This window comes from Amycolatopsis acididurans (genome assembly GCF_012328925.1).
GTDB lineage: Bacteria > Actinomycetota > Actinomycetes > Mycobacteriales > Pseudonocardiaceae > Amycolatopsis_E > Amycolatopsis_E acididurans.
Genome location: NZ_JAAXLS010000005.1, coordinates 69,794 through 93,592, shown reverse-complemented (window position 1 = coordinate 93,592; position 23,799 = coordinate 69,794). Strand labels below are relative to the sequence as shown.

Below are 23,799 nucleotides of genomic sequence, written 5' to 3'. Positions count from 1 at the left end.
GCGAGGGCATCTCGTTCAGCGTGCCTGTTTGGCGGCCCCTTCGGATAAGGCCGCTGGCCACCTCACGCCACCGCCGCCCGCGGAGGACCGGCCGGCAGGCCGCATGCCTCCGCTTGGGCGGCGGTCAAAGGCGCTGAGGCCAGCGGCCCCGAAGGGGCCGCCTTGAACAAGTAAGGAAACTCTGAACACGGCACTGCGTCACGGCTGCTGGCCTTGGCTCCGAGGTGCTACCGGCCTTGCTGGATGCGCATCAGGTCGTGGCGGTACTCGTCGGCGTCACTCTGGCCGTTATAGCGCTCGGCAAGGACGCTGGCGAGATCCTGAGACACCAGGGCGATGGACGGCAGTGACTTCCGTGGGGCTTCGATCGCGCGACGGCCGTAGGTCAGGGCTTCATCAAGGTCGCCTTCGCGTGCGGCGGCCACGCCAAGCGTGATCCGTGCTTCGGCCACGCGCATCGGCTTGCGCTCGTCGCCGTTGAAGTCGGTCCCGCTCCGGATGACCTCTTGTGCGAGGGTCTCGGCTAGGCGGTCCTCACCGATGTGGCGATAGCAGTCCATGACGTAGAAGTCGTACTTCGCCGGATCGACCACGAAGTGGTTGTCCGTGTTGTCGGGATACGGCATCGCTTCGAGCATGACGCGTCCCCGTTCAAGGGCACGCTCCATCTCGTCCTTGCGGCCAAGTCGAGCCCAAGCCTTCGCCTCCTGGGCGATGAGCTGTACTCCGACGCTGTGGTTTCCCGCGGCTACCTGGCCCGCCTCGGCCGCGGCAAGCACCCCGCGGTAGTCGCCGGACGTCAGGGCAAACCAGGCGCGCATCTCGTGCGCCCAACCGAGGATGCCGCCGCTTCCGACGTCTTGCCCGAGACTGAGAGCCATCTTCCGGGTGGCTTCCGCAGATCGGCGGTCGCCGAGGTCGTACTCAAGGCACCCCACAAGGAGGGCAAGCCAGCCAGCGAGTTCGAGCGTTTGCCTCCGCTGACGGAAGCTGAGGCGCTGGTCTTGCATCTCAACGATGCGGCGCAGCCACTGCCGCCCCTCGGGTATCAGGGTTTCGGGCGGCATGTAGGGGTATTCGGAGCAGAGCTTCTCGACCGTGATCCGCAGGCCTTCAAGCGTGGCGTCATTGATGTCGGAGGCTTGCAGCCTGCTGACGATTTCCATCGTGTCCATTCCCGTTGCGGTCAAGACCGTCAATCCAGACTCGGTGCGTTCGACCGGAGGAAACAGCGCAGCACTGACCGTGCCGAGTGTTGCTGCGATCAGCGGTGCGTAGTGCGGACCAGGCTTGTTCTCACCCAGCTCCCACGACTTCCACCGCCTCAGGAGGTTGTCACCCTCAGGCAGCGGCTTAGCTGCGTGCGTCCGCATTTGATTGCACGCTTCAGCCTGGGACATCCCGCGCGCCTCGCGAAGCGCGCGGATACGCCTGGCCCAGGATGGGACGTCCTCCGCCATGTCGTTCCCCCTGCCTATCGAGGTCCTCGTCATCGAGTGTGGCATTTCCGCAGCGGTGTCGGGAGGTGATGAGGTGGTGATGCGCCCGTGTCACCCTTCACGCACATGACACCAGCTATGACACTGTGCAACTGATCGTTTTCCGACGATCGTTATTGGCATGAGCGAGCAACACGACGAACTGCGCAGGATTGCGATCCGGCTGGCGGCACTGCGATCCGACGTCAACGAGGTACTGGGGCGGCTCGCCCGGCTTGAACAACGCGAATGCCAAGACATCAGTCCGAGCGTCCTTCGAGCCTCTCGACCCGCTGTGCAATATCAGCGATGGCAGCCTGAAGGGCGTCGATCTGGCGATGTACCGCCTGGATTGGGTCCAGCTCATCCTGGCTCTGAGGCTGAGGCTGCGTGATGAAGTATCCGAGACCGGCGACGACCTCGGCATATCCGTCATCCGCTAACTGAGTCAGCGCCTTCTGGGCTGTCATCGGCGAGACGCCCTGCTCCTTGGCCAGCCCGCGGACCGATGGGAGCTTCTCCCCCGGCTTGAGTTCGCCAGAGTCGATCTTTTTAGCGATCGACGCGGCGAGTGCCTGGTACGGATGACCGGCAAGTTGGGGCTGGCTCATGACTCGACTGTACCGACACGACATATAACGCGCTAGTTCACCCGAATGGGTTACTAGCACTGTCCTAGCACTGTGCTACCTTAGTTATAGGACGACATAGTACGTCACAGATCAGGAGGAGATCGAAATGAGGAACATCCCCGTCAACCTGAGCGGCTACCGGCTTCGAGTCGCGGAGGCACCGGCGATGAAGACCCGCAAGGACAAGGACGGCCGCGAGGAGGTGGTGACCGTGGATGGCGTGACTCGGTTCGCGGTGTCGCTGTTCGCGAAGGCCAGCGGGTCGAAGGGCGAGGAGATCCGCGTGACTTTGGAGACCGATCCCGGTGAGGGTTTCGAGGAGGGGCAGTTGGTCGAGTTGATCGATGCCCGGGTGTCGCCGTACTCGTTCAAGAACGACCGTGGCGAGACCGTCTCGGGTGTGGCCTTCGCCGCGGGTGGTTTGAAGCCCGCCGCCTGATCGGGAATTCGATTCCCGGGGAGCCCTTCCTAATTTCTGGTTAGTGGCCCGTTCGAGTCGGGCAAGGGCACTTTGTGTTCATTGACAATTACAGAGTGAGCCGAGCTATGCCCAAAAACGCCGTGTTTTCGCGCCTTTGTGGTGGCGCGCCTTAGTTTCCGGGCTCATTTCTCCGGAAGCTTTGGGGTTCTACCACGACAACGAATCGAGGTAATCGGAAATGCGCAACGGTGGATTGTCAATCGAATTCGAGGAGAGCTTGCCGTGATCAGCAGTCAAGGGCTGAACGCGCTGATCGAGGACTACCGGACGGCGATGGGTTCCTTGGACGGCGCTGCCCGGTCCTTGGAGTCCGCGTCAGTGTCGATCAGTGGGGCGGGTGAGCACTTCACGCGGAAGTCGGCCCACCTGATCGAGCAGGTCAACGACCTTTACACGCAGGTTTCCCGTGTGGCCAACGAATTGAGCGAGGTGAAGACCGATGGTTAGCACGCTACCGGCCCGCCTGGACGGGCTGTCCACGTTTGATCCGCACGGCCCGAAGCGGGGTGCGTGATGACGTGCCCGAACGGCCATGGTGACTGGTTCGCCTCGTGTGGGGTGTGCACCTGCACGGTGTGCGGCTGCCAGTGGAAACCCTGACAGGAGAGGAGATCAACGATGTCGAACGCATTGATGGGGCTGGTGTGGCTGGTGATCGTGGGCTGTTTGACGGTCGCGGTGCCGGTACTGGGAGTGCTCACGCTGCTGGGCTCCGCAGCGATCGCGATGAAGGTGGCGCGCTCATGACCAGGACACAGCGGGATTTGTTCGGAAACACGATCACCGCCGCCGATCAGGCTTCGGGGCGGCGAATCACGAATGACATGAGCCTGGTGGAAAAGGTGTTAGAGGTTGCTGAGCTTGAGGGCTACGTGCTGGTGGGGGTTGCCGAAAAGGTGTACCGGAAGGAATCCAAAAACCAGATCACGGCCACCACCGCCGACGAGGCCCACATGGTTCACCAATTGCTGGACACGAACTGGCTCACGAAAGGCGGTGTGCACACCTACCAGTGCGGAGGGCGCGAGGGTCCGGGCAATTCGGTGCTCGTGCCACGGAAGTCGAAAGAGAAGGCACGCCAGTGGCGGGCACTGGCCCCGATAGCAGGAAAGGACGCACGACATGCAGTCGCAGACGATCAACGAGCAGGCTAGGCGCCGCTATCAGCAGTTCGAGGAGGCCATCAACACCACCCGGCTGGCCGTGGACGAGCTGACCGCGCTGTCGAAGAAGATGCGCGAGGGCGGCGGGGGCAACCGCTTCGAGGGCTGGCAAGTGCCCACCAAGGCCGAGGTCACCGCCGCGCTGCGCAAGGCCTCCGCGGACCTGGACACCCTGCGCCAAGCCTCGATCGAGTACAAGGCCGAACTGCTCTCCCGCGCCTGGCGCGTCTAAAGCCCGCTAAACCCCACCTGTTTCGGAAAGGACTGTCCGTGATGACGCAACGCCAGCTTGATGACCGGTTGATGGATGTGGATAAAGCCATGCGTGGCCTGCGCGAATCGATGCGCGGTATCCCGATCCGCTTCGCCGGGTTCAAAAAGGACCACGACCACGTGGCCCGCTCCATCGCCAACGCGACGGTGCTACTCGAAGGCGCCAAGCCGATGTTCAGCAACCACCCGGTCAAGGCCAGGCGCCACTAGCACCACCGTCGCCCATTTCCCCATGACAACCGCATATCGGGACGTAGCTGGGCCGTGACCCCCACCAGTCGGTGACCACACCGCGGGGGCGCGGCCCTTTCTCGTCCCGGCCCACCTTCTGTGTTTCGACTACCTGGGAGATCACCACTCATGGCCACCCGCAACAACACTCAGAACCGTCCGAGCGGCAAGCGGCGCGGCGCGGAAGTCCGTGCGGCCGCCTGGCTGGCCCGCCACCCCGGCGTGCTCGCCACCCCGACCGCGGTCACCACCAGCGTGCTGGAGCTGGGGCCGGTCACCACCGGCAGTGTCGCCGCCGGTCTGCTCACCGCCGCCGTCGCCTGGCGCCGGATCGACCCCGACACCTACCACCGGCACGCCGCACCCCGCTTCCGCGCCGTGCGGCGCCGCTGGACCCGCTACCACGGCTACCCGTGGCGCCGGAACCTCGACGCCTGCGAACTGACCCGCATCGACCGCCGCACCGGCGCCTGGCAGGTCCCCCGCGTGCTCAAGGTGACCTCCCCGACCCCGACGATCGATGTAGTCACGGTGAAGCTGTGCCGCGGCCAGTCCGTGCGCACCTTCCAAGGCCGGCGTGACGAGCTGGCCGCCGCCCTCGGCGCCGAAGTGCTCGCGATCGAGAACGCCAAACCGCGGGTCATCACCATCACCGCGGTCTACGGCAATCCGTTCACCGAGATCGTGCCCGCCGTCGAGATCCCCGACGAGGCCCACGAGGTGGACCTGACGGCGCTCGAGTTGGGCGATACCGAGCACGGGCAGGCCTGGAGCGAACCCCTGCTCGGCAACCACTGGCTAGTGCACGGCGCCACCGGCTCCGGTAAGGGCGGGCTGCTGTGGAACCCGCTGCGGGCGATGGGGCCGATGATCCGCGACGGCCTGGTCAAGGTCTGGATGATCGACCCCAAGGGCGGCATGGAAACCGAGCAGGGACGGCCCCTGTTCCACCGCTACGCGACCAGCACCGACCCCAATGTCGTGCTCGAACAGACCGGAGAGCTCGAAGACGAGACCGACGCCATGGTCGCCCTGATCACCCGGTTCCGCGACGCCATGAAACAGCGTCAGGAACTACTGCGGGACCAGGGACTACGCAAGGTCGAGGTCTCGGCAGAAACACCCCTGCACGTGTTGATGATCGACGAGCTGGCGATGCTGACCGCCCTCGGTGGACGCAACGTCACCTACCAGGTCAACAAGCTGCTGGGCGAGATCATGACCCAAGGCCGCGCAGCCGGATTCGCGGTGTGCGCCTACGTGCAGGAACCCACCAAGGACATCGTGCCGATCCGGGACCTGTTCACCGTGCGGATCTGCCTGCGCACCACCTCCTCGGACTACGTGGACATGGTGCTGGGCGACCACGCCCGCCTACGGGGCGCGATCGCCGACGAGATCCCGATGACCGAGGACTACGCCGGAATCGGCTACCGGATCACCAACACCACCCGCACCCCGATCCGGGTGCGCGCCGGACTGGTCACCGACGAGGACATCGCCGAACTCGTCACCACCTGCACCCCCCTCACCCGCGACGACGGCGACGACCCGACCGGCGTGGTCGTCCCCATCGCCGCCTGACCCACATCCGTCCAGAAAGGACACCTGTCACCATGACCACCGCACTCACACCGCTGGCGACCGTGCCGAAACTGGCCGCCGCGGTCATCCGCTACGTCCACGCCACCCCCGCACCCGAACCGGTCGCGGTCACCCTGGCCCCACGTGATCACGAGGTCTCCCTCCAGCCCCGGCACAGCAGCGACCCCGTGCACACCCTCGGATCGCTGCTGGTCTGGACGCACCGGCTGACCGGCGTCACCGGCGACTGGTGGCACACCGCCAGCAGGGACCTGCACATCACGCTGACCGGCCGTGGCCCGCACGGCATCACCTTCCGCGTCTACGCCGGAATCCCGCACCGGCTGGTCAAGCGGCATGTCCGGCTGGCCCCCGGTGCGCGCGAATCGGTCACCCCGGACGAGGTGTACCGGCTGGCCCTGACCTTGCGGGACGAACAGGACCGGAGGGCTGTGGCGTGATCACCCTGTCGTTTCTGTGGTCCTGGACCAAACTCACCCTCGCCGCCATCCTCGCCGTCGTCATCGAACAAGCCGTGATCAGCGGGTTCTGGGGCTTCGCCCTGGCTGCTGCCATCACCTTCACCGCCTGGCTGGTGATCAGCGTGGGCCTGTTCCGCGAGTGGCGCGCCCACGCTGCGGGCTACCGGCACGAGGTCAACAGCATCCGCCGCGAAACCAGCCGATAACTCGAAAGGAGAACCGGTCGTCATGCCCACCCCCGACACCACACCGCGGCGCAACCTCGTCACCGGTATCCGTCTGGCCGTCACCATCGTGCTCGGCGGGATCGGCGCGGCCGCGGGTTTCACCCACACCCACGACTGGGCCGTCCACAACGGACAAGCCGGATGGCTCGCCTGGGCCGACGCCGTGGTGATCGAGGGCATGGCGATCGTCGCCGGATTCGAACTCCACCGCGACCACCGCACCGGCACCGACCGCCGCCGCATCACCTTCCCCGCCGTGGTCCTGGTCGCCGGAATCGTCATCCAGATGGCCGCGCAAGTCGCCTTGGCACCCCGCACCCCTGCGGGTTGGCTGCTCGCGGCCATGCCCGCGCTGGGATTCCTCGTCGTGGTCAAGCTCCTCATGCGCCGAGCACCCCACGACACCGACCAGCCACCGCCACCGGCTGAGTCGGCACCGGCCAGCGCAGCCACCGCGTCACGTCCGGCACACGTGCCGGCCGAAACGAAGGGCTCAACCCTGGCGAAACTGCCGGCCGGTGTCCGGGCCAACCTCACCCGCGCCACCGAAACCGCGCACCAGGCTGGCCGCCCCGTCACCGCCGACGACATCACTGCCGCGGTGAACCTGCCCGACGCCCTGCTCACCACCCTCGTGGACGAGCTCAACACCAGCGTCAACCACCACCCCGCAACCACCTAAACCCGCGCGGACTCCTCCCCGCGCGCCCCCGGAAAGGGCGGGCCACCGGCACCCCTCACGCCGCGTCGGCCCGCCCTTTTCCCATTCCCGCACGACCCCAGGGAGCACCCATGGCCCTCACACCCGTTGATCTCGACCTCGCGGCCCGCATCCAGCACCGCCTGGCCGCACCCGACTACCGGCGCTGGCGGGCACGCGTGGAAGCCACCGGAGGATGCCTCAAACCCGTGCACCTCACCGGCCAGCGCACCCTGATCGACCACACCACCGGCCACGTCCTCGACCGGCACATCGGCACCATCTACGCCCCCTGCGGCAACCGCCGCTCCTCGGTTTGCCCCGCCTGCTCCGAGCGCTACGCCGCCGACGCCTTCCACCTCATCCGCGCCGGAGTCGCCGGAGGCAAAACCATCCCCCACGAGGTGGCCGACAAGCCGCGCTTGTTCGTCACCCTCACCGCCCCCTCCTTCGGCACCGTGCACACCCGCCCCACCACCCGGCACGGCAAACCGCGGCCTTGCCCGTGCGGCCAGTTCCACCACCCCGACGACCCCCGGCTGGGCACCGCGATCGATCCCGGCGCCTACGACTACCGCGGCGCGGTGCTGTGGCAAGGCCACGCCAGCGAACTGTGGCACCGCTTCACCATCCAGCTCCGCCGCGAACTCGCCACCGCCGCCGGACTGCGCGCCAACGACTTCGGCCAGCATGCACGCCTGTCCTATGCCAAAGTCGCCGAATACCAGCGCCGCGGACTCGTGCACTTCCACGCCGTCATCCGCCTCGACGGCCCCGAAGGCGCCCACGACCCCGCCCCCGACTGGGCAGACACCGAACTCCTCGACCACGCCGTACGCGCCGCCGCGGAAACCACCCGCGTCACCAAAACCCTCACCCTCGACGGCGGCGAGGAGGAACACACCTTCACCTGGGGCACCCAACTCGACATCCGCGTGATCAACCGCCCCGACCACGTCGAGGACGGGCGCGGGCAGCTCAGCGACCAGGCGCTAGCGGGCTACATCGCCAAATACGCCACCAAAGGCACCTCCACCAGCGAAACCCCCGACCGGCCCGTGCGCTCCGAACGCGACATCGAGCACCTCACCGTGCACCCCCACCACAAACGCATGATCACCGCCGCCTGGGACCTCGGCGCGAACGAGGATCTGACCTTCCTGCGCCGCTGGGCGCACATGCTCGGCTTCCGCGGCCACTTCCTCACCAAAAGCCAGCGCTACTCCCTGACCTTCAAGCACCTCCGCACCGAACGGCGCCTCTGGCAACACCACGCCGCCCTGGAAACCCTCGGCGCCCAACCCGACACCGTGCTCGTGGTCAATCACTGGAAATTCACCGGCACCGGCCACGCCAACGACGCCGAACGTGAACTCGCCGAAGCCATCTACCAACGCAAACGCACAACCCGCAAACAGAAAAAGGAGAACGAATCATGAGTCAGAAGGTCACCTACACCGTGGATGAGGCCGCCGAACTGCTCGGCATCAACCGTGGAGTTGCTTACCAGCAGGTTCGCGAGGGCCACATTCCCGCTGTTCGACTCGGCAAGCGATGGCTGATACCGCGTGACCGGTTCCACGCATGGCTTGACGGCGGGGAAGGAGCGGCCTGATGGGCTTCATCAACAAGACCCCTGCCGGAAGCTGGCGGGCCAACTGGCGTGATCCGGCTGGAAAGCAGAAGGCAAAGACGTTCCCGACCAAGCGCGAGGCTCAGCGGTTCCTCGCCGAGATCGAGACGGCCAAGGCCAGCGGTTCGTACGTCTCGCCAGCGGCCGGTAAGACTCGCTTCCGAGACCACGCTGAGCCTTGGATTGCAGCACGGACCACCGAGGCGACAACAACCGCCCGCGATATCTCGGTCATGCGAACCCACGTCCTCCCCAAGTGGGGTGACTGGCAGCTTGCCAAGATCACGCATCTGGCGGTCCAGCAATGGGTGACGGAGCTGGCTCGGCACTTGTCCCGCTCCATGGTGAGCAAGTGCCTGCAACTCACCTCGAACGTCATGCGCTCCGCAGTACGAAACCGGCTGGTCACGCTCAACCCATGCGAGGACGTCACCCTCCCGAAGATCCGCCAACGCGACACCGACGACCGGATCATCAGCCGGGAGGAGTTGCGTGAATTCCTGCTGCCCGTCGTCCCAGATCGGTACCGGGCTCTTGTCGCGGTCGCCGCGGGCACCGGACTTCGCTGGGGCGAGGTGGTGGGGCTGCGCACCGATGCGGTGAACCTGGGCGACAAGCCCGCGGTTCGAGTGATCCGCACAGTGATCGAGGTCAGCGGGCACACCTCGTTCAAGCCGTATCCGAAGTCCCGTGCTGGAGCGCGCACAGTGCCCTTGCCGAATTGGGCTGCTGACCTGTTGCGAGAGCACCTCACGCGGTATCGGCCGGAAGATGGCGGACTGATCTTCGCCAACGAAGCCGGTCAGCCGCTACGGCGCACGTTGTTTCGGTCTCGGGTCTGGCGACCGGCTCTTGTGCGGGCGGGGCTACTGGGTGAGGTAAAGATCTATGACGATGAACGCTTCGAGGCCATCTGGACGGACGCGGACGGCAATAAGCAGTCACAGCATTTCGACAAGCGCCGGGAGGCGGTCATCCACGTGGCCCGCCACCAGGCAGGGGGTATTCGCTTCCACGACCTGCGGCACTCCTACGGCACCTGGCTTGCCGACGACGGCGTTCCGCCAAACAAGTTGCAGAAGGTCATGGGGCACGAGAGCGTCACCACCACGCTGAAGTTCTACGTCCGCAAGACGGAGGATCATGACGCCATCCTCGACGTGCTCAACGATCCCGAGGACGACGACCCGGAAGACGACGACCCGGAAGACGACGAGAAGGCCTCATAGCCCGCGATGCTGACTTTTCGCTGACTTCGCGGGTTTCGCGGCGGGCAGAAGATCATGCCGGAGTGGACAAAGCCCCCTGAACCTGCTGGTCAGAGGGCTTTATCCTTTGTGGAGCTGAGGGGAATCGAACCCCTGACCTCTGCCTTGCAAAAGCAGCGCTCTACCAATTGAGCTACAGCCCCTGACGCGGGCGGCTGGGCGCCCGCGGAAGTTCAGTTGTTGTGGCCCGCGCCGGCAGCCTTGGCCGGGGTGGAGCCGTTCGTGGAGACGGTGCTGAACGGCTTGTCGCTCGGGGCGGTGGCCTCGCGCCACAGTTCAGCTTCGGCCTTGGCGTCCTTGTTGCGCTTGATCACGAACAGCACACCACCCGCGATGACCGCGAGCGCCAACAGCTTCTTCACGTGAAGCCCCTTCTCGAAGTTCCCGCTGACCTCATCGATGCTACTGCACGTCGTTCACGGGCCTTCGCATGGTCGTCAGCACGAATAGTCACCACGGGGCCGGGTAGCCGGATAGCGAAGGCGATCGACAAGGAGCGACAGGAATGACCGACAAGGAAGACCGCCAGGAAGGCGTCAAGGGTGCCGTCGAGGACGTGAAGGGCCGGGTCAAGGAGACCCTCGGCACGGTCCTCGGCAACGACTCCGCCCAGCGTGAGGGACGTGCGCAGCAGGAGAAGGCCGCTGCGCAGCAGGAGGTATCCCAGCGTGAGGCCGAGGCCGACGAAGCGCGTCAGCGCGCCGAGGCCAAGGAGGCACGCGAGCGCACCGAACAGTAACGACGCCCCCAAGCTACGGCCAGGGCTGACGCGGCAAGGTTCCCCGTCCGCCCTGGCCGTTCCACGTGGAACCGTGGCAGCGTTGACCTTCCCCCGGGGCAAGGGTGAGCCGTGAGGAGGTCACTGGGGGGGTTCCTGACCATCGGCGCGTTCGCTCGTGCCGCGCATTTGTCACCCAAGGCGCTCCGGCTTTACGACTCGTATCGAGGCGGTACTGCGCTCGCCTTCGCGCGGCCACCGAGATTGCGGCTTACCGGACCGATGTCGAAGCCGATGGTCACCTGCGGCAGTTGACACGACGAGCTGATCGAACTGGCCAACCGCAACGGCGGCGCCGACAACATCGCCTGCGTCGTTGCCGACGTCGGTTAGGCGCGCGTCGCCTGGATGTCGAGTTGGATTTCGACGGTCGAGCCGACCACGACGAGGCCCTTGGCGATCGTCTGTTGCCAGTTGATCGTGAAGTCCTCGCGATGCAACTCGGTCGTCGCGACCGCGCCGAGGCGGTCGCCGTTCCAGCTGCGCAGGCCCAGGTAGGTCGCGTCGAGCCGGACGCCGCGGCTCGCGCCGCGCAGGTTCAGCGTGCCGTCGAACTGCCACCGGTCGCCCGCCACCTGGCGAACGCGGTCGCTGTAGAAATGCAGCTTCGGGAAGCGATCGACGTCGAGAAAATCGGCGGAGCGCAGGTGTTCGTCGCGTTTGTCGGCCGCGGTGTCGATACTCGCGGCGTCGATGACGACCTCGACGGCCGAGTCCTCGATCCGCTGCCCGACGTTGATCCGCCCCTGGAAACTCGTGAACCGGCCATGCACGCGGGACAGCCCGATGTGCCGGGCGACGAATCGGATCGACGAATGGTCCGGGTCGATGGTCCACTCGCCTGGTTCGGGCAGCCGCAGCCCGGTGTCCGGCTGGAGTTCGACGTCGCCGAGCGCGGTGTGGTCACCACTGGCCACCTCGACCAGGTGACTGGACTCGCGATAGCCGCCCGCGCTCAGAGCGACGCCGTACGTGCCGGCCGACGCCGTGCAGACGGCCAGCCCGAAGTCGTCCGCCTTGACCGTGCTCAGCCGCTGCGAACGTTTGTGCCGCAGCGTCATTTCGGCACCGGAGAGCGGGCGGCCGCGCTCGTCGCGGACACGTGCACTCACCAGGCCGACGCCACCGTCGAAAGTGACCGGCTCACCTTTGCGGCCGTCCTTGCGCAGCAAGCGCCCGAACATCGCTGACTCCCATCCTGTTCGCAGGCCCCCAACGGCACCTTAGACAAGCAGGGAAAAGTGACACCGATCCCCGTAACGCACGACACACCACGACTACTCACTCGAGTGCGCGGATCGCGTTGCGTAACTCGTCCAGCGCTTGACGTGCGAGTTCGGTGAAAGTCCGTTCGTTGGCGGGCTCGACCCACCGGGTGAACGCGCGGGAGAACGCACGGGCACCGAGATCGGCGGCCAGGTTCGCGGCGAGCTCCTCGACCCCGCGCTTGCGCAGCGCGTCCGTCATGGCCGCCGCAAGGTGGGCGCGCTTGAACACCTCGCGCTCCTGCAGCTCGGTGTGTCCAGCGATGACCGCCTGCAGTCGTGGCCCGAACTCGCGCTGCGCCTGGGTGAAACTCGCGGTGACCTCGTCCAGACCGGCCGCGACCGCCTGGAGTGGGGTGGCGGCCTCGGGTGCGCCGGCGATCCCGTCCGCGACAAGCCGGCCGTGGATGTCCTGACCGGCGAAGAGCACCTCTCGCTTGTTCGGGAAGTGCCGAAAGAAGGTGGTCTTGGTGAGCCCGGCCCGCTCGGCGATCTCGGCGACCGTCGTGTCGTCGTATCCCTGCTCGGTGAACAGGTCGAGCGCGGCTACGACCAGCCGCTGCCTCGCGTTCGGCTCCCAACGTGCCATGAGTACACGATAGGTGATGTGACTCAGTACCGTCACTCTTGCTATAGTGATGTTACCAAGTCACATCACTAGACGGGAGAACAAATCATGCGTGTCCTGGTCACCGGCGCGAGCGGTCACATCGGCTGGGCCGTCGTTCCTGAACTAGTCAAGGCCGGGCATGAGGTCGTCGGCCTCGCCCGGTCCGAGGCGTCGGCCGCGGCGGTGAAGGCGCTTGGCGCCGAGGTGCGGCGCGGCGACCTGACCGATCTGGACGGCCTGCGTGAGGCGGCTACCGAAACGGATGCGGTCGTCCACCTCGCGTTCGATCACGAAAGCATGCGGGCCGGAGACTTCGCCGGTGCGGCCGACAGGGATCTGGCCGTGGTCCAGGCCTTCGGGGACGCGCTGGCCGGCACCGGCAAGGCCTTCATCGGGATCGGTATGGGACTCACCGGTGCCGAAAATCCCTCGCTCGCGGCCGCGAACCCCCGATTCGCCGTCGGTCGCGCGGTCGGCGAACTCACCGACCGCGGCATCCGTTCGATCCGGATCGCGATCCCGCAGGTCGTCCACAGCACGCGAGACAGGTCGGGGTTCGTGCCGACGTTGATCGGAATCGCCCGGCGCACAGGCGTTTCCGGCTATCTCGGCGACGGGACGAACCGGTGGCCGGCCGTGCACACCAAGGACCTCGCGCGCCTGTACCGGCTGGCGCTGGAGAAAGCAAAGGCCGGCGCGCAGTTGCACGCCACGACCGACGAGGGCGTGCCCGTGCGCGAGATCGCCGAGACGATCGGCCGCCACCTCGGCGTCCAGGCGAAGAGCATTCCCTCGGAGAAGGCCGCGGACCACTTCGGGTACTTCGCCCCGTTCATGACGATCGACAACGCCATGTCCAGCGCCGAAACTCGCGAGCTGCTGGGCTGGGAGCAGGTTCACCCCGGTCTGCTGGCGGACCTCGATAACGGGCACTACTTCACCGGGGAATGACGAACTGGAGCTGCCTTCTCCAGCTCGACCGCCTGTTGCTCGGTCAGTGTGTCGACATGGGCGCCGAAATCGCAGAAACCGCGCTCGGATCGTGAACGTGGTCGTCCTACTCATCGCCGCCCCAACAAAAAGACCGGCCCACGACTTGCGTGGACCGGTCTTTTGTGTGGGCCCAGGAGGACTTGAACCTCCGACCTCTTCGTTATCAGCGAAGCGCTCTAACCGCCTGAGCTATGGGCCCCTGGAACGTCAAGAAGACTACAGGATGCCTTCTACTCCCTTTCAGAGAGGGTGACCTCCAGGCCGCCGGCCAGGTCGGCGGACACGTTGTAGATGAACGCGCTCACCGTGGCCAGTGCCGAGAGCAGCACGATGTTGATCGCGCCGAGGATGGCTGCGATGCCGAACACGCGGCCCGCGCTGATGAGCGGGTCGGCGGGCGCACTGCCGCCCTCGCCGGACACCAGGGACGAGTACGTGCCGTTCAGCTTGTCCCACACGCCCATGCCGTCCAGCACCGTGTACAGCACACCGACCGCGACCAGCCACACGAAGAACATCGCCGCGCCGAGGACCAGCGACAGCTTCAGCACCGACCAGGGGTCGAACCGTTTGACCTGCAGGCTCGCGCGGCGCGGACCACGGCCCGGCCGCCGCAGGGCGCTCGGCGCGGAGCGTCCCTTGGTGCCAGGGCTGGTCACACTCACTGTTTCCTGCCCCCTCAGGCCGGCTAGCGCGTCCTCGTTCGGCTCCGCGGAGTTGCCGAACAACCCCTGCGCAGCCGTTCCGGTGACCACCGGTCGGGTGCCACCGTTCTGCTCCGAGTACAGCACATTTTCGCCGGACTGGCCGCTCGGGAACCACTCGGTTTTGGCTTCGGTCGTGCCGTTGCGGGTGTCCTTGCTCAGCCGCTGCCACGGCGGCGTTGCCGGTTCACCGGTTGCGGTTGGCCGTTCCGGGTTCTCGGGCGATGTCACTGATCAAGTCCTTACTGCGGCTCTTCTGCTGGGCCGGTCTCTTCGCTGGGTGTGCCCTCACCATTACCGACGCCTGAGGGCTCGTCCGCGTTGCGCGCGACCGCGAGCAGAGTGGTTCCCTCCCCGAGGTTGATCAAACGCACGCCCTTGGTCTGCCGACCTGCCTTGCGCACCTGCTCGGCCGCCGTGCGAATGACCCCACCGCTGGACGTGATGGCGTACAGCTCGTCATCCACGTCCACGATGAGCGCACCTACCAGCCTGCCACGTTTCCGGTCGTGCTGAATGGTCAGCACACCCTTGCCTCCGCGGCCCTGCACCGGGTAGTCCTCGATCGCGGTGCGCTTCGCGTAGCCGCCGTCGGTGGCGACCAGCAGAAACTTTTCCGGCTTGACCACGTTGAGTGCGAGCAGTTCGTCGCCTTCGTTGAACCGCATGCCCAGCACACCCGACGTCGCCCGGCCCATCGGCCGCAGCGCCTCGTCGGTCGCGTGGAAGCGGATCGACTGGCCCTCGGCCGACACCAGCAGCAGGTCGTCCTCGGGACCGGCCAGCACCGCGCCGACGAGTTCGTCGCCCTCACGCAGGTTGACGCCGATCAGCCCACCGGAACGGCTGGAGTCGAAATCGCTCAGCTTGGTCTTCTTCACCAGGCCGCGCTTGGTGGCGAGCACGAGGTAGGGTGCCACCTCGTAGTCGCGGATCTGGATGACCTGCGCGATCTCCTCGTCCGGCTGGAACGCGAGCAGGTTCGCCACGTGCTGCCCACGCGCGGCACGGTTGGCCTCGGGCAGTTCGTACGCCTTCGCGCGGTACACCCGGCCCTTGTTGGTGAAGAACAGGATCCAGTCGTGCGTGGAGCACACGAAGAAGTGCTGCACGATGTCGTCCTGCTTGAGCTGCGCACCCTGCACGCCCTTGCCGCCGCGCTTCTGCGAGCGGTAGAGATCGGTCTTGGTCCGCTTCGCGTACCCGGTGCGCGTGATGGTGACCACCACGTCCTCGACCGCGATGAGGTCCTCGACCGAGACATCGCCGTCGAACGGGATGATCTGGGTGCGCCGGTCGTCACCGTACTTCTCGACGATTTCGGTCAGCTCGTCCTTGACGATCTGCCGCTGCCGCTCCGGCCTGTCCAGGATGTCCTTAAGGTCGGCGATCTTGGCCTCGATCTCGGCCAGCTCGTCGATGATCTTCTGGCGCTCCATCGCGGCCAGCCGGCGCAGCTGCATCTCCAGGATCGCGTTGGCCTGGATCTCGTCCACGTCGAGCAGCTCGATCAGGCCGGTGCGGGCGATGTCCACGGTCTGCGACCGCCGGATCAGCGCGATGACCTCGTCGAGCATGTCCAGCGCCTTGACATACCCACGCAGGATGTGGGCCCGTTCCTCGGCCTTGCGCAGCCGGAACCGGGTGCGCCGGACGATGACCTCGATCTGGTGCTTGACGTAGTGCCGCACCACCTGGTCGAGCCGCAGCGTGCGCGGCACGCCGTCGACCAGGGCCAGCATGTTGACGCCGAAGTTGTACTGCAGCTGGGTGTGCTTGTAGAGGTTGTTCAGCACGACCTTCGCGACCGCGTCCCGCTTGAGCGTGACCACGATCCGCATACCGCGTCGGCTGTTGGACTCGTCCGCGATGTCCGAGATGCCGGTGAGCTTGCCGTCACGCACCAGCGACGCGATGTTCTCGACCAGGTTGTCCGGGTTGACCTGGTAGGGCAGCTCGGTGACGACCAGCGTCGTACGGCCCTTGACGTCCTCTTCGACCTCGACGACCGCGCGCATCTTCACCGAACCGCGGCCGGTGCGGTAGGCGTCCTCGATCCCGGACGTGCCGAGGATGAGGCCCTTCGTCGGGAAGTCCGGCCCCTTGATGCGCTGCATCAGCGCGGCGAGCAGTTCGTCCTCGCCGGCCTCGGGGTTCTCCAGTGCCCAGAAAATGCCGTCCGCGACCTCGCGCAGGTTGTGCGGCGGGATGTTGGTCGCCATGCCGACCGCGATGCCCGACGTGCCGTTGACCAGCAGGTTCGGGATACGCGCCGGCAGGACGTCCGGCTCCTGGGCGCGGCCGTCGTAGTTGTCGGAGAAGTCGACGGTCTCCTCGTCGATCTCCCGCAGCATCTCCATCGCCAGCGGGTCCAGGCGGCACTCGGTGTACCGCATGGCCGCGGCGGGGTCGTTGCCCGGCGAGCCGAAGTTGCCCTGCCCGTCGATGAGCGGGTACCGCAGTGCCCACGGCTGGGCCAACCGCACGAGCGCGTCGTAGATCGCGGAGTCACCGTGCGGGTGGTAGTTGCCCATCACGTCGCCGACGACGCGGGAGCACTTGTTGTAGCCGCGGTCCGGCCGGAAACCCGAGTCGTACATGGAGTAGAGCACGCGACGGTGCACCGGCTTGAGACCGTCGCGCACGTCCGGCAGCGCCCGCGACACGATCACGCTCATGGCGTAGTCGATGTAGGAGCGCTGCATCTCCTGCTGGATGTCGACCGGTTCGGTGCGATCGTGATCCGGCGGCAAGGTTTCCGTCATGAGGTCCTTCTCAAAGGAAAAGCAGAGTCAGTGCACTGTGGACATTGGGCTGATCAGACATCGAGGAAGCGGACGTCCTTGGCGTTACGGGTGATGAACGAGCGGCGTGCTTCCACGTCCTCGCCCATGAGCACGCTGAACAGTTCGTCGGCCGCGGCCGCGTCGTCCAGCGTCACCTGCAGCAGCAGCCGGTGCGCCGGGTCCATGGTGGTTTCCCAGAGCTCTTCGGCGTTCATTTCGCCGAGACCCTTGTAGCGCTGGATGCCGTCGTCCTTCGGCAGCTTGCGCCCGGCCTCGGCACCCGCGGCCAGCAGTCCGTCGCGTTCCTTGTCCGAATACGCGAACTCCGGCTCCGACCGCGGCCACTTGATCTTGTACAGCGGCGGGCAAGCGAGATAGACGTGGCCGTGCTCGATGAGCTGGGGCATGAAGCGGAACAGCAGCGTCAGCAGCAGCGTGCGAATGTGCTGACCGTCCACATCGGCGTCGGCCATCAGCACGATCTTGTGGTAGCGCAGCTTGGAAATGTCGAAGTCGTCGTGGATGCCCGTGCCCAGGGCGGTGATCAGCGACTGGACCTCGTTGTTCTTGAGGACCTTGTCGATGCGGGCCTTCTCCACGTTGATGATCTTGCCTCGGATCGGCAGGATCGCCTGGAACCGCGACTCGCGTCCTTCCTTGGCGGAACCGCCCGCCGAGTCACCCTCGACGATGTAGAGCTCGCACTCCTCCGGGTTGGTGGACTGGCAGTCCTTGAGCTTGCCCGGCAGGCCGCCGATGTCCATCGCACCCTTGCGGCGCACCAGATCCCGCGCGCGCCGCGCGGCCATCCGCGCCTGCGCGCTGGACACCGCCTTGTTGATGATCGTCCTGGCCTCGTTGGGGTTGCGCTCGAACCAGTCGGCGAGCCACTCGTTCGTCTTGGACTGCACGAACGACTTCGCCTCGCTGTTGCCCAGCTTGGTCTTGGTCTGGCCCTCGAACTGCGGTTCGGAGAGCTTGATCGAGACGATCGCGGCGAGACCCTCGCGCACGTCCTCGCCGGAGAGGTTCTCGTCCTTCTCCTTCAACAGCTTCTTGTCGCGCGCGTACACGTTGACGACGCGGGTCAGCGCGGCGCGGAAGCCCTCCTCGTGCGTGCCGCCCTCGTGCGTGTTGATCGTGTTGGCGAACGTGTGCACCGACGCGGTGAACGAGTTGTTCCACTGCATCGCGACCTCGACCTCGAGCCCGTCTCCCTTGGCGTCGAAGGAGATCACGCTCTTGTGGATCGGGTCCTTGCTGCCGTTGATGTGCTTGACGAAGTCCTCGAGACCGCCCGGGTAGTGGTAGACGCGCTCCTTGACCCGCGCCTGCTGCCCGTCGACGTCGGTCTCGGTGTCTTCTTCGCTGACGCGCTCGTCCCGCAGGGTGATCGACAGGCCCTTGTTGAGGAAGGCCATTTCCTGCAGCCGGCGCGCGACCGTCTCGGCGTTGTACGTGGTGGTCTCGAAGATGTCGGGGTCGGCCCAGAACGTGGTGGTGGTCCCGGTGGAGTCGGCGGGGCCGGCGTCCACGAGTTCCCCGGGCTTCGCGCGGTCGTAGTGCTGTTTCCACAGCCTGCCGTCGCGGCGGACCTCGACGTCGAGTGCCGAGGACAGCGCGTTGACCACCGAGATGCCGACGCCGTGCAGACCACCGGAGACCGCGTAGGAGTCGCTGTCGAACTTGCCGCCCGCGTGCAGCACCGTGTGCACGACCTCGATGGTCGGCCGCTGCTCCTTGGGGTGCATGTCGACGGGGATGCCACGGCCGTCGTCGACGACGCGGACGCCACCGTCGGCGAGCAGGGTCACCTCGACCTTGGTCGCGTACCCGGCCATCGCCTCGTCGACGGAGTTGTCGACGACTTCCTGGATAAGATGGTGGAGGCCGCGCTCGCCGGTCGAGCCGATGTACATACCCGGACGCTTCCGGACGGCTTCGAGCCCCTCGAGCACGGTGATGGAGGACGCGTTGTAGTCGTTCTGCTTGGCTGCCACAGGCCTGCTTTCTCCTCAGTCTCGCCCAAGGGATCCCCGCTCCCCTGTCCAGTCTACTTGCCCACCTTCGCTGACATGCGGCAAGGACACCCCTGATTTGGTCACAGAGCCACGAACTCAGACCCGGACGAGTGCCGACGTGGCTCTGCGTCATGTCGAGGCATCACGGCGCGTTCAAGTGTCAGCCGTAAGTGTCGCGGGGACCGCGTCCCGGAACGTGCCGCAAACCCTTGCGCCAGCTGGGCGCGGTGGGGCCGTGAATGCGCATGCGCTTGACGACTCCGTGGCCGACGGCCGCGGCGATCTTCTTGAGCAGCTGCCCCTGCAGGAGCCGAAGCTGGGTGGCCCAGGCGGTGGAGCTGGCACGGACGGTGAGCTCGCCGTCCTTGAGTGCGACCGGCTGTGCGTGCTCGGCGACCTCCTCGCCGACCAGTTGTGCCCACTCGCCGAAGACCTGGCCGTTGGCCAGCCGGGGAGCCCAGCCGCGCTCGGCGGACAGCCGCGAGACCAGGCGGCCGAGTGGCTGTGGGTCGCGAGGGTCGGCGCCGGGGCCGGACCAGCGGCGGCGCCGAGGGCTCTGTCCGTAGTCACTCGCCCGGCCCGGCTTGCGCACCCCGGGTTCCACACCTCTGGCCTCGGCCTTGGCCCTGGCCGCCGCGAGCGCCTGTCGCGCCAGGTCACGCCCGGATCCCGGTGCCTCGTTCGGCCCAGTTCCGGCGTCACGATCCGTTGCCGGTAGGGTTTGCTCCCTCGGGTTACCCCACGGTTGGGGATTCTCAGTTGCTTCGTTCAGCCGCTTGATCACGCCGGGCGATAACGCGATCACCGGGTTATCCACACTATCCACAGGGTTATCCCCAGATCGGTGGGTAAATTGTGTGGCCCCGGTCACTCCGCGTGCTTGATTGGATCTTGCTGAGGACTCATCCGGCAAGTTTGACCTCCCCGTTCGACACCGCGAACCGCGTCCCCGCCAGTTCCTCGGGGACGTCCTCGTCCACCGCCGCCGTCACCAGCACCTGTTCGGCGCCGGCCGCGACCTCGGCGAGCCTGGCCCGCCGTCGCCGGTCGAGCTCGGCGAATACATCATCCAGCAGCAACACCGGTTCACCGGTTTCGCCACGCAGCAGTTCGTACGAGCCCAACCGCAACGCGAGCGCGAACGACCACGACTCACCGTGACTGGCATATCCCTTCGCGGGGGCCTCACCGAGGATGAGCTCCAGCTCATCGCGATGCGGCCCGACCAGGCTGATCCCACGGTCGAGTTCAGCCTGCCGCACCTCGGCCAGTGCCTGCACGAGGATATCGGCAAGCTTGGCCGGATCGGCGCGTTCTTCCCCAGGATTTCCGTATCCCTCGGGAAGGGCTTCGCCCAGACTCGACCGGTAGGCGATCTTCGCGGGCCGCGAGTCCGGCGCGACCCCCATATACGCAGCCGCGGCGTGGGGCGCGAGATCGGCGACGAGGTCCAGCCGCGCCGCGAGCAACTGCCCGCCGACCGTGGCCAGATGGTTGTCCCACACCTCGAGCGTGGACAGCGCGTACGGGTCCTCGCGCGCACCTTTTCTCTTACCGGCCGTCTTCAGCAGCGCGTTGCGCTGCCGCAGCACGCGGTCGTAGTCGGACCGGACCCCCGCCCACCGCGGCGCGCGCAGCACCAGCAGTTCGTCGAGAAACCGTCGTCGCTCACCAGGATCGCCGCGTACCAGCGCCAGGTCCTCGGGAGAGAACAGCACCGTGCGCAGGATGCCGAGAATGTCGCGCGGTTTGCCGACCGCGCCCCGGTTCACTCGCGCACGGTTGGCCTTGCCGGGCGTGATCTCCAGTTCGATGGTCAGCTCGCGGTCGTCGTTGACCACGGCCGCCCTGACCAGCGCACGTTCGCAACCATGACGGATCAGCGGCGCGTCGGTGGCCACGCGGTGCGAACCCAGCGTGGCCAGATAGCCGATGGCCTCCAGCAGGTTGGTCTTGCCCCGGCCGTTCTGCCCGACCAGCACGGTCGCGCCGGGTGTCAACGGCAGGTCGACGTGCTCCCATGACCGGAAGTCCGTGACCTGAAGATGACGGAGGTACACTTCAGGCCTACTGCCCGACCTTCTTGACGGCGTGCCCGCCGAACTGGTTGCGCAGCGCGGCGACCGCACGCATCGCCGCGGAGTCCTTCTGCCGCGAGGAGAACCGGGCGAACAGCGCGGCCGAGATCACCGGCGCGGGCACCGCGTTGTTGATGGCTTCCTCCATGGTCCAGCGGCCCTCGCCCGAGTCCTCGACATAACCTTCGAGGTCGTCCAGCTCCGGGTCCTCGTCCAGCGCGCGGACCAGCAGGTCCAGCAGCCACGAGCGAACCACGGTGCCCCGCTGCCAGCCCTTGATCACGGCGGGCACGTCATTTACGACCTTCGCGGCCTCGAGCAGTTCGAAGCCCTCGGCGAAGGCCTGCATCACGCCGTACTCGATGCCGTTGTGAATCATCTTCGCGTAGTGCCCGGCGCCGACCGACCCCGCGTGCGAGAAACCCTCCTCGCGCGGGCCTTCCGGACGCAGCGCGTCGAAGACCGGCATGGCGCGCTCGACGTCCTCGCTCGCGCCACCGACCATCAGGCCGTACCCGTTGTCCTTGCCCCACACGCCACCGGACACACCGCAGTCGAGGTAACCGATCTTGTGTGCGGCCAGCGCCTCGGCGTTGCGCTTGTCGTCGGTGAACTTCGAGTTGCCGCCGTCGATCACCAGGTCGCCCTCGGACAGCAGCTCGCCGAGCTCGGCGACGGTGTCCCTGGTCGGACCGCCGGCCGGGACCATGATCCAGACGATGCGCGGACCGTCGAGCTTGGACACCAGGTCGGCCAGTGAGGAAGAATCGCTCACCTCCGCGTTGCGGTCGTAGCCGATCACCTCGTGCCCGGCGGCACGCAGCCGCTCGCGCATGTTGAAGCCCATCTTGCCGAGGCCGACAAGTCCGAGCTGAACCATTGGAAAACTCCCCTTTTGTCTTCGCGCGACCGGTCAGCCGGGCAGGCGGACCGGCATCAACAAGTAGAGGTAACCAGGAACGACCTGGCCCTGCTCGTCAGCCGGCTTGATCAAAGCCGGACGGTTGGGCGTGGTGAAGGTCAGCTCGGCACGGTCGGTGTGCAGTGCACCGAGACCGTCGACGAAGTAACCCGGGTTGAACGCGATCGTCACCGGGTCGCCCTCGTACTCCACGGGAAGTTCTTCCTCGGCGCTGCCCTCGTCGTCACCACCCGCGGACAGTCGCAACGAACCGTCCGCGAACTCCAGCCGCACCTGGGTACCACGCTCGGCGACCAGCGACACACGTTTGATCGCTTCGGACAGCGCCGACACCCCGATCACCGCTCGCGACGAGTGCTGCGCCGGGAGCAACTGACGGTAGGGCGGGAACTCGGCGTCGAGCAGCCGGGTGGTCGTGTAGCGGCCGGACCCGGCGAGCCCGAGCAGCCCCTCGCCGCTGGCGAGGCCGAGGGTCACGGTGGCGCCACTCGCGCCGAGCGACTTGGCGGCCTCGGCGAGGGTGCGCGCCGGGACGAGCACCGCGGCGTCCGCCATTCCCTCGGCGGGCTTCCAGGAGAACTCGCGCATCGCGAGCCGGAAACGGTCGGTGGCCACCAGTGTCAGTTTGTCGCCGGTGATCTCCAGCCGCATGCCGGTGAGCATCGGCAACGTGTCGTCCTTGCCCGCGGCGACGGCGACCTGGGTGACGGCCTGGCCGAAGGCGTCGCCGGCGACCTCACCGGCGAGCGAGGGCTGGGCTGGAAGCGCGGGGTAGTCCTCCACCGGCATGGTCGGCAGGCTGAACCGGGCATTGCCACACGTGATCGAGGCGCGCGCCGCGTCCACGGAGATCTCGACCGGTTGCGCCGGAAGCGACTTGGTGATGTCGGCGAGTAGGCGTCCGGAGACGAGCAGTCGTCCGCCGTCGGCGATCGTCGCCGGGACGCCGACCGTCGCGGAGACCTCGTAGTCGAACCCGGACACGGTGAGGGCGTCGGTCGTCCCGTCGGACCCGGCGTCGAGCAGCACCCCACCCAGAACCGGGACCGGTGGCCGGGACGGCAGGCTGCGCGCCACCCAAGCGACGGCGTCGGCGAGCCCGTCGCGCTCGACTCGGATCTTCATGCGCCCATCCTTTCGACAGCCGAGCCCCCTACGGCTCGAGAAGATCGACAACTGGCCCTGTCCGGCCGCGTGCATGGCCGTGACCAGGGATCTCGTCAGTGTGGTGTGGCCCGGAGCCGATGTCGCCAACGACGTGCGGGCTTGGGTGTGGATACCCACGTTAGAACGCCCGCGTCCGGTCCGTCACTTGGGGCAGGCCATCGACATGTCGACAAGACGTCACGATCCGCCGCGTTGTCCCCAAGTCCACAGCCCCCTGTTTTTGCTTTAGAAGATTTTCTTGAGGACAAGAAAGGCAGTGACAGTAATAAGGGCTGTGGGTTGTGTGGACAGCGTTCGTCGTCGCAGGTCCGACGGCGCGTCGG

At 66.6% G+C, this 23,799-nt stretch carries 27 protein-coding genes and 2 tRNA genes; 15 read left to right on the top strand and 14 right to left on the bottom strand.

Features of this window, described 5'->3' with window-relative positions; translation table 11 throughout:
- Positions 1–227 precede the first annotated feature (227 nt).
- Positions 228–1,460 carry a helix-turn-helix domain-containing protein gene (locus HFP15_RS10560; RefSeq protein ID WP_210717026.1) on the bottom strand — a complete coding sequence of 411 codons (1,233 nt, stop codon included), beginning with the start codon at positions 1,458–1,460 and terminating at the stop codon, positions 228–230.
- Positions 1,461–1,738: 278 nt separating this feature from the next.
- On the bottom strand, positions 1,739–2,089 hold the full coding sequence (locus tag HFP15_RS10555; protein ID WP_246271587.1) for a GntR family transcriptional regulator: 351 nt from the start codon (positions 2,087–2,089) through the stop codon (positions 1,739–1,741).
- Between the two features lie 127 nt (positions 2,090–2,216).
- Between HFP15_RS10555 and HFP15_RS10550 the strand changes: the two genes are divergently transcribed.
- The 13 genes from HFP15_RS10550 (at position 2,217) to HFP15_RS10495 (ending at position 10,113) form a co-directional block, all read left to right on the top strand.
- Positions 2,217–2,549, top strand: a complete 333-nt coding sequence (locus HFP15_RS10550) for a hypothetical protein (RefSeq protein WP_168514149.1) — start codon at positions 2,217–2,219, stop codon at positions 2,547–2,549.
- Between the two features lie 264 nt (positions 2,550–2,813).
- Positions 2,814–3,038 (top strand): hypothetical protein, encoded by a 225-nt coding sequence (locus tag HFP15_RS10545; protein ID WP_168514147.1) that lies wholly within the window; start codon positions 2,814–2,816, stop codon positions 3,036–3,038.
- A 171-nt stretch (positions 3,039–3,209) separates the two neighbouring features.
- On the top strand, positions 3,210–3,338 hold the full coding sequence (locus HFP15_RS43455) for a hypothetical protein (protein WP_281355539.1): 129 nt from the start codon (positions 3,210–3,212) through the stop codon (positions 3,336–3,338).
- Positions 3,335–3,745, top strand: a complete 411-nt coding sequence (locus tag HFP15_RS10540; protein WP_168514145.1) for a hypothetical protein — start codon at positions 3,335–3,337, stop codon at positions 3,743–3,745. The genes HFP15_RS43455 and HFP15_RS10540 overlap by 4 nt, the downstream gene beginning before the upstream one ends.
- Positions 3,714–3,986 carry a hypothetical protein gene (locus HFP15_RS10535; protein ID WP_168514143.1) on the top strand — a complete coding sequence of 91 codons (273 nt, stop codon included), beginning with the start codon at positions 3,714–3,716 and terminating at the stop codon, positions 3,984–3,986. The genes HFP15_RS10540 and HFP15_RS10535 overlap by 32 nt, the downstream gene beginning before the upstream one ends.
- Positions 3,987–4,024: 38 nt before the next feature.
- Positions 4,025–4,237: a hypothetical protein gene (locus tag HFP15_RS10530; RefSeq protein WP_376768864.1), complete on the top strand. Its 213-nt coding sequence runs from the start codon at positions 4,025–4,027 to the stop codon at positions 4,235–4,237.
- Positions 4,238–4,387: 150 nt separating this feature from the next.
- The gene (locus HFP15_RS10525) at positions 4,388–5,842 is read left to right on the top strand and encodes an FtsK/SpoIIIE domain-containing protein (RefSeq protein ID WP_168514141.1); all 1,455 of its coding nucleotides are present in this window, start codon (positions 4,388–4,390) and stop codon (positions 5,840–5,842) included.
- A gap of 32 nt (positions 5,843–5,874) precedes the next feature.
- Complete coding sequence (locus HFP15_RS10520; RefSeq protein WP_168514139.1) at positions 5,875–6,303, top strand: hypothetical protein; 429 nt, start codon at positions 5,875–5,877, stop codon at positions 6,301–6,303.
- Positions 6,300–6,530, top strand: coding sequence for a hypothetical protein (locus tag HFP15_RS10515; RefSeq protein WP_168514137.1), 231 nt, complete (start codon positions 6,300–6,302; stop codon positions 6,528–6,530). The genes HFP15_RS10520 and HFP15_RS10515 overlap by 4 nt, the downstream gene beginning before the upstream one ends.
- Positions 6,531–6,552: 22 nt before the next feature.
- Entirely contained in the window at positions 6,553–7,233 is a 681-nt protein-coding gene (locus HFP15_RS10510; protein ID WP_168514135.1) for a DUF2637 domain-containing protein, read from the top strand.
- Positions 7,234–7,343: 110 nt separating this feature from the next.
- Complete coding sequence (locus HFP15_RS10505) at positions 7,344–8,690, top strand: replication initiator (protein WP_168514133.1); 1,347 nt, start codon at positions 7,344–7,346, stop codon at positions 8,688–8,690.
- A complete protein-coding gene (locus tag HFP15_RS10500) occupies positions 8,687–8,866 on the top strand; it encodes a helix-turn-helix domain-containing protein (RefSeq protein ID WP_168514131.1) in 180 nt (59 codons plus the stop codon). The genes HFP15_RS10505 and HFP15_RS10500 overlap by 4 nt, the downstream gene beginning before the upstream one ends.
- Positions 8,866–10,113 (top strand): tyrosine-type recombinase/integrase, encoded by a 1,248-nt coding sequence (locus tag HFP15_RS10495; protein WP_168514129.1) that lies wholly within the window; start codon positions 8,866–8,868, stop codon positions 10,111–10,113. The genes HFP15_RS10500 and HFP15_RS10495 overlap by 1 nt, the downstream gene beginning before the upstream one ends.
- 109 nt (positions 10,114–10,222) lie before the next feature.
- On the opposite strand, the gene HFP15_RS10490 is transcribed toward HFP15_RS10495, so the two are convergent.
- Both HFP15_RS10490 and HFP15_RS10485 read right to left on the bottom strand, forming a co-directional pair.
- A tRNA-Ala gene (locus HFP15_RS10490) sits at positions 10,223–10,295 on the bottom strand.
- Between the two features lie 30 nt (positions 10,296–10,325).
- Positions 10,326–10,514: a DLW-39 family protein gene (locus tag HFP15_RS10485; protein WP_168514127.1), complete on the bottom strand. Its 189-nt coding sequence runs from the start codon at positions 10,512–10,514 to the stop codon at positions 10,326–10,328.
- A 143-nt stretch (positions 10,515–10,657) separates the two neighbouring features.
- Here HFP15_RS10485 and mbp1 point away from each other — a divergent pair, with 143 nt between their 5' ends.
- On the top strand, positions 10,658–10,891 hold the full coding sequence (gene mbp1, locus HFP15_RS10480; protein WP_168514125.1) for a microaggregate-binding protein 1: 234 nt from the start codon (positions 10,658–10,660) through the stop codon (positions 10,889–10,891).
- Positions 10,892–11,259: 368 nt separating this feature from the next.
- On the opposite strand, the gene HFP15_RS10475 is transcribed toward mbp1, so the two are convergent.
- Complete coding sequence (locus HFP15_RS10475) at positions 11,260–12,114, bottom strand: YceI family protein (protein WP_168514123.1); 855 nt, start codon at positions 12,112–12,114, stop codon at positions 11,260–11,262.
- A gap of 97 nt (positions 12,115–12,211) precedes the next feature.
- Positions 12,212–12,784 carry a TetR/AcrR family transcriptional regulator gene (locus HFP15_RS10470; protein WP_168514121.1) on the bottom strand — a complete coding sequence of 191 codons (573 nt, stop codon included), beginning with the start codon at positions 12,782–12,784 and terminating at the stop codon, positions 12,212–12,214.
- Positions 12,785–12,871: 87 nt separating this feature from the next.
- Between HFP15_RS10470 and HFP15_RS10465 the strand changes: the two genes are divergently transcribed.
- Positions 12,872–13,756 carry an SDR family oxidoreductase gene (locus HFP15_RS10465; protein ID WP_168514119.1) on the top strand — a complete coding sequence of 295 codons (885 nt, stop codon included), beginning with the start codon at positions 12,872–12,874 and terminating at the stop codon, positions 13,754–13,756.
- A gap of 167 nt (positions 13,757–13,923) precedes the next feature.
- On the opposite strand, the gene HFP15_RS10460 is transcribed toward HFP15_RS10465, so the two are convergent.
- The 8 genes from HFP15_RS10460 to dnaN form a co-directional block, all read right to left on the bottom strand.
- Positions 13,924–13,997 (bottom strand) — tRNA-Ile (locus tag HFP15_RS10460).
- 31 nt (positions 13,998–14,028) lie between these two features.
- Positions 14,029–14,733, bottom strand: a complete 705-nt coding sequence (locus HFP15_RS10455; RefSeq protein ID WP_168514117.1) for a DUF3566 domain-containing protein — start codon at positions 14,731–14,733, stop codon at positions 14,029–14,031.
- Between the two features lie 11 nt (positions 14,734–14,744).
- On the bottom strand, positions 14,745–17,267 hold the full coding sequence (gene gyrA / locus HFP15_RS10450) for a DNA gyrase subunit A (RefSeq protein WP_168514115.1): 2,523 nt from the start codon (positions 17,265–17,267) through the stop codon (positions 14,745–14,747).
- Positions 17,268–17,320: 53 nt separating this feature from the next.
- Positions 17,321–19,288, bottom strand: coding sequence for a DNA topoisomerase (ATP-hydrolyzing) subunit B (gene gyrB, locus HFP15_RS10445; protein ID WP_168514113.1), 1,968 nt, complete (start codon positions 19,286–19,288; stop codon positions 17,321–17,323).
- A 181-nt stretch (positions 19,289–19,469) separates the two neighbouring features.
- Positions 19,470–19,964, bottom strand: coding sequence for a DciA family protein (locus HFP15_RS10440; protein ID WP_168514525.1), 495 nt, complete (start codon positions 19,962–19,964; stop codon positions 19,470–19,472).
- Positions 19,965–20,211: 247 nt separating this feature from the next.
- Positions 20,212–21,369 (bottom strand): DNA replication/repair protein RecF, encoded by a 1,158-nt coding sequence (gene recF, locus HFP15_RS10435; protein WP_168514111.1) that lies wholly within the window; start codon positions 21,367–21,369, stop codon positions 20,212–20,214.
- Between the two features lie 7 nt (positions 21,370–21,376).
- On the bottom strand, positions 21,377–22,267 hold the full coding sequence (gene gnd / locus HFP15_RS10430) for a phosphogluconate dehydrogenase (NAD(+)-dependent, decarboxylating) (RefSeq protein ID WP_168514109.1): 891 nt from the start codon (positions 22,265–22,267) through the stop codon (positions 21,377–21,379).
- A 33-nt stretch (positions 22,268–22,300) separates the two neighbouring features.
- Positions 22,301–23,434 (bottom strand): DNA polymerase III subunit beta, encoded by a 1,134-nt coding sequence (gene dnaN, locus HFP15_RS10425; RefSeq protein WP_168514107.1) that lies wholly within the window; start codon positions 23,432–23,434, stop codon positions 22,301–22,303.
- Between the last annotated feature and the right edge of the window lie 365 nt (positions 23,435–23,799).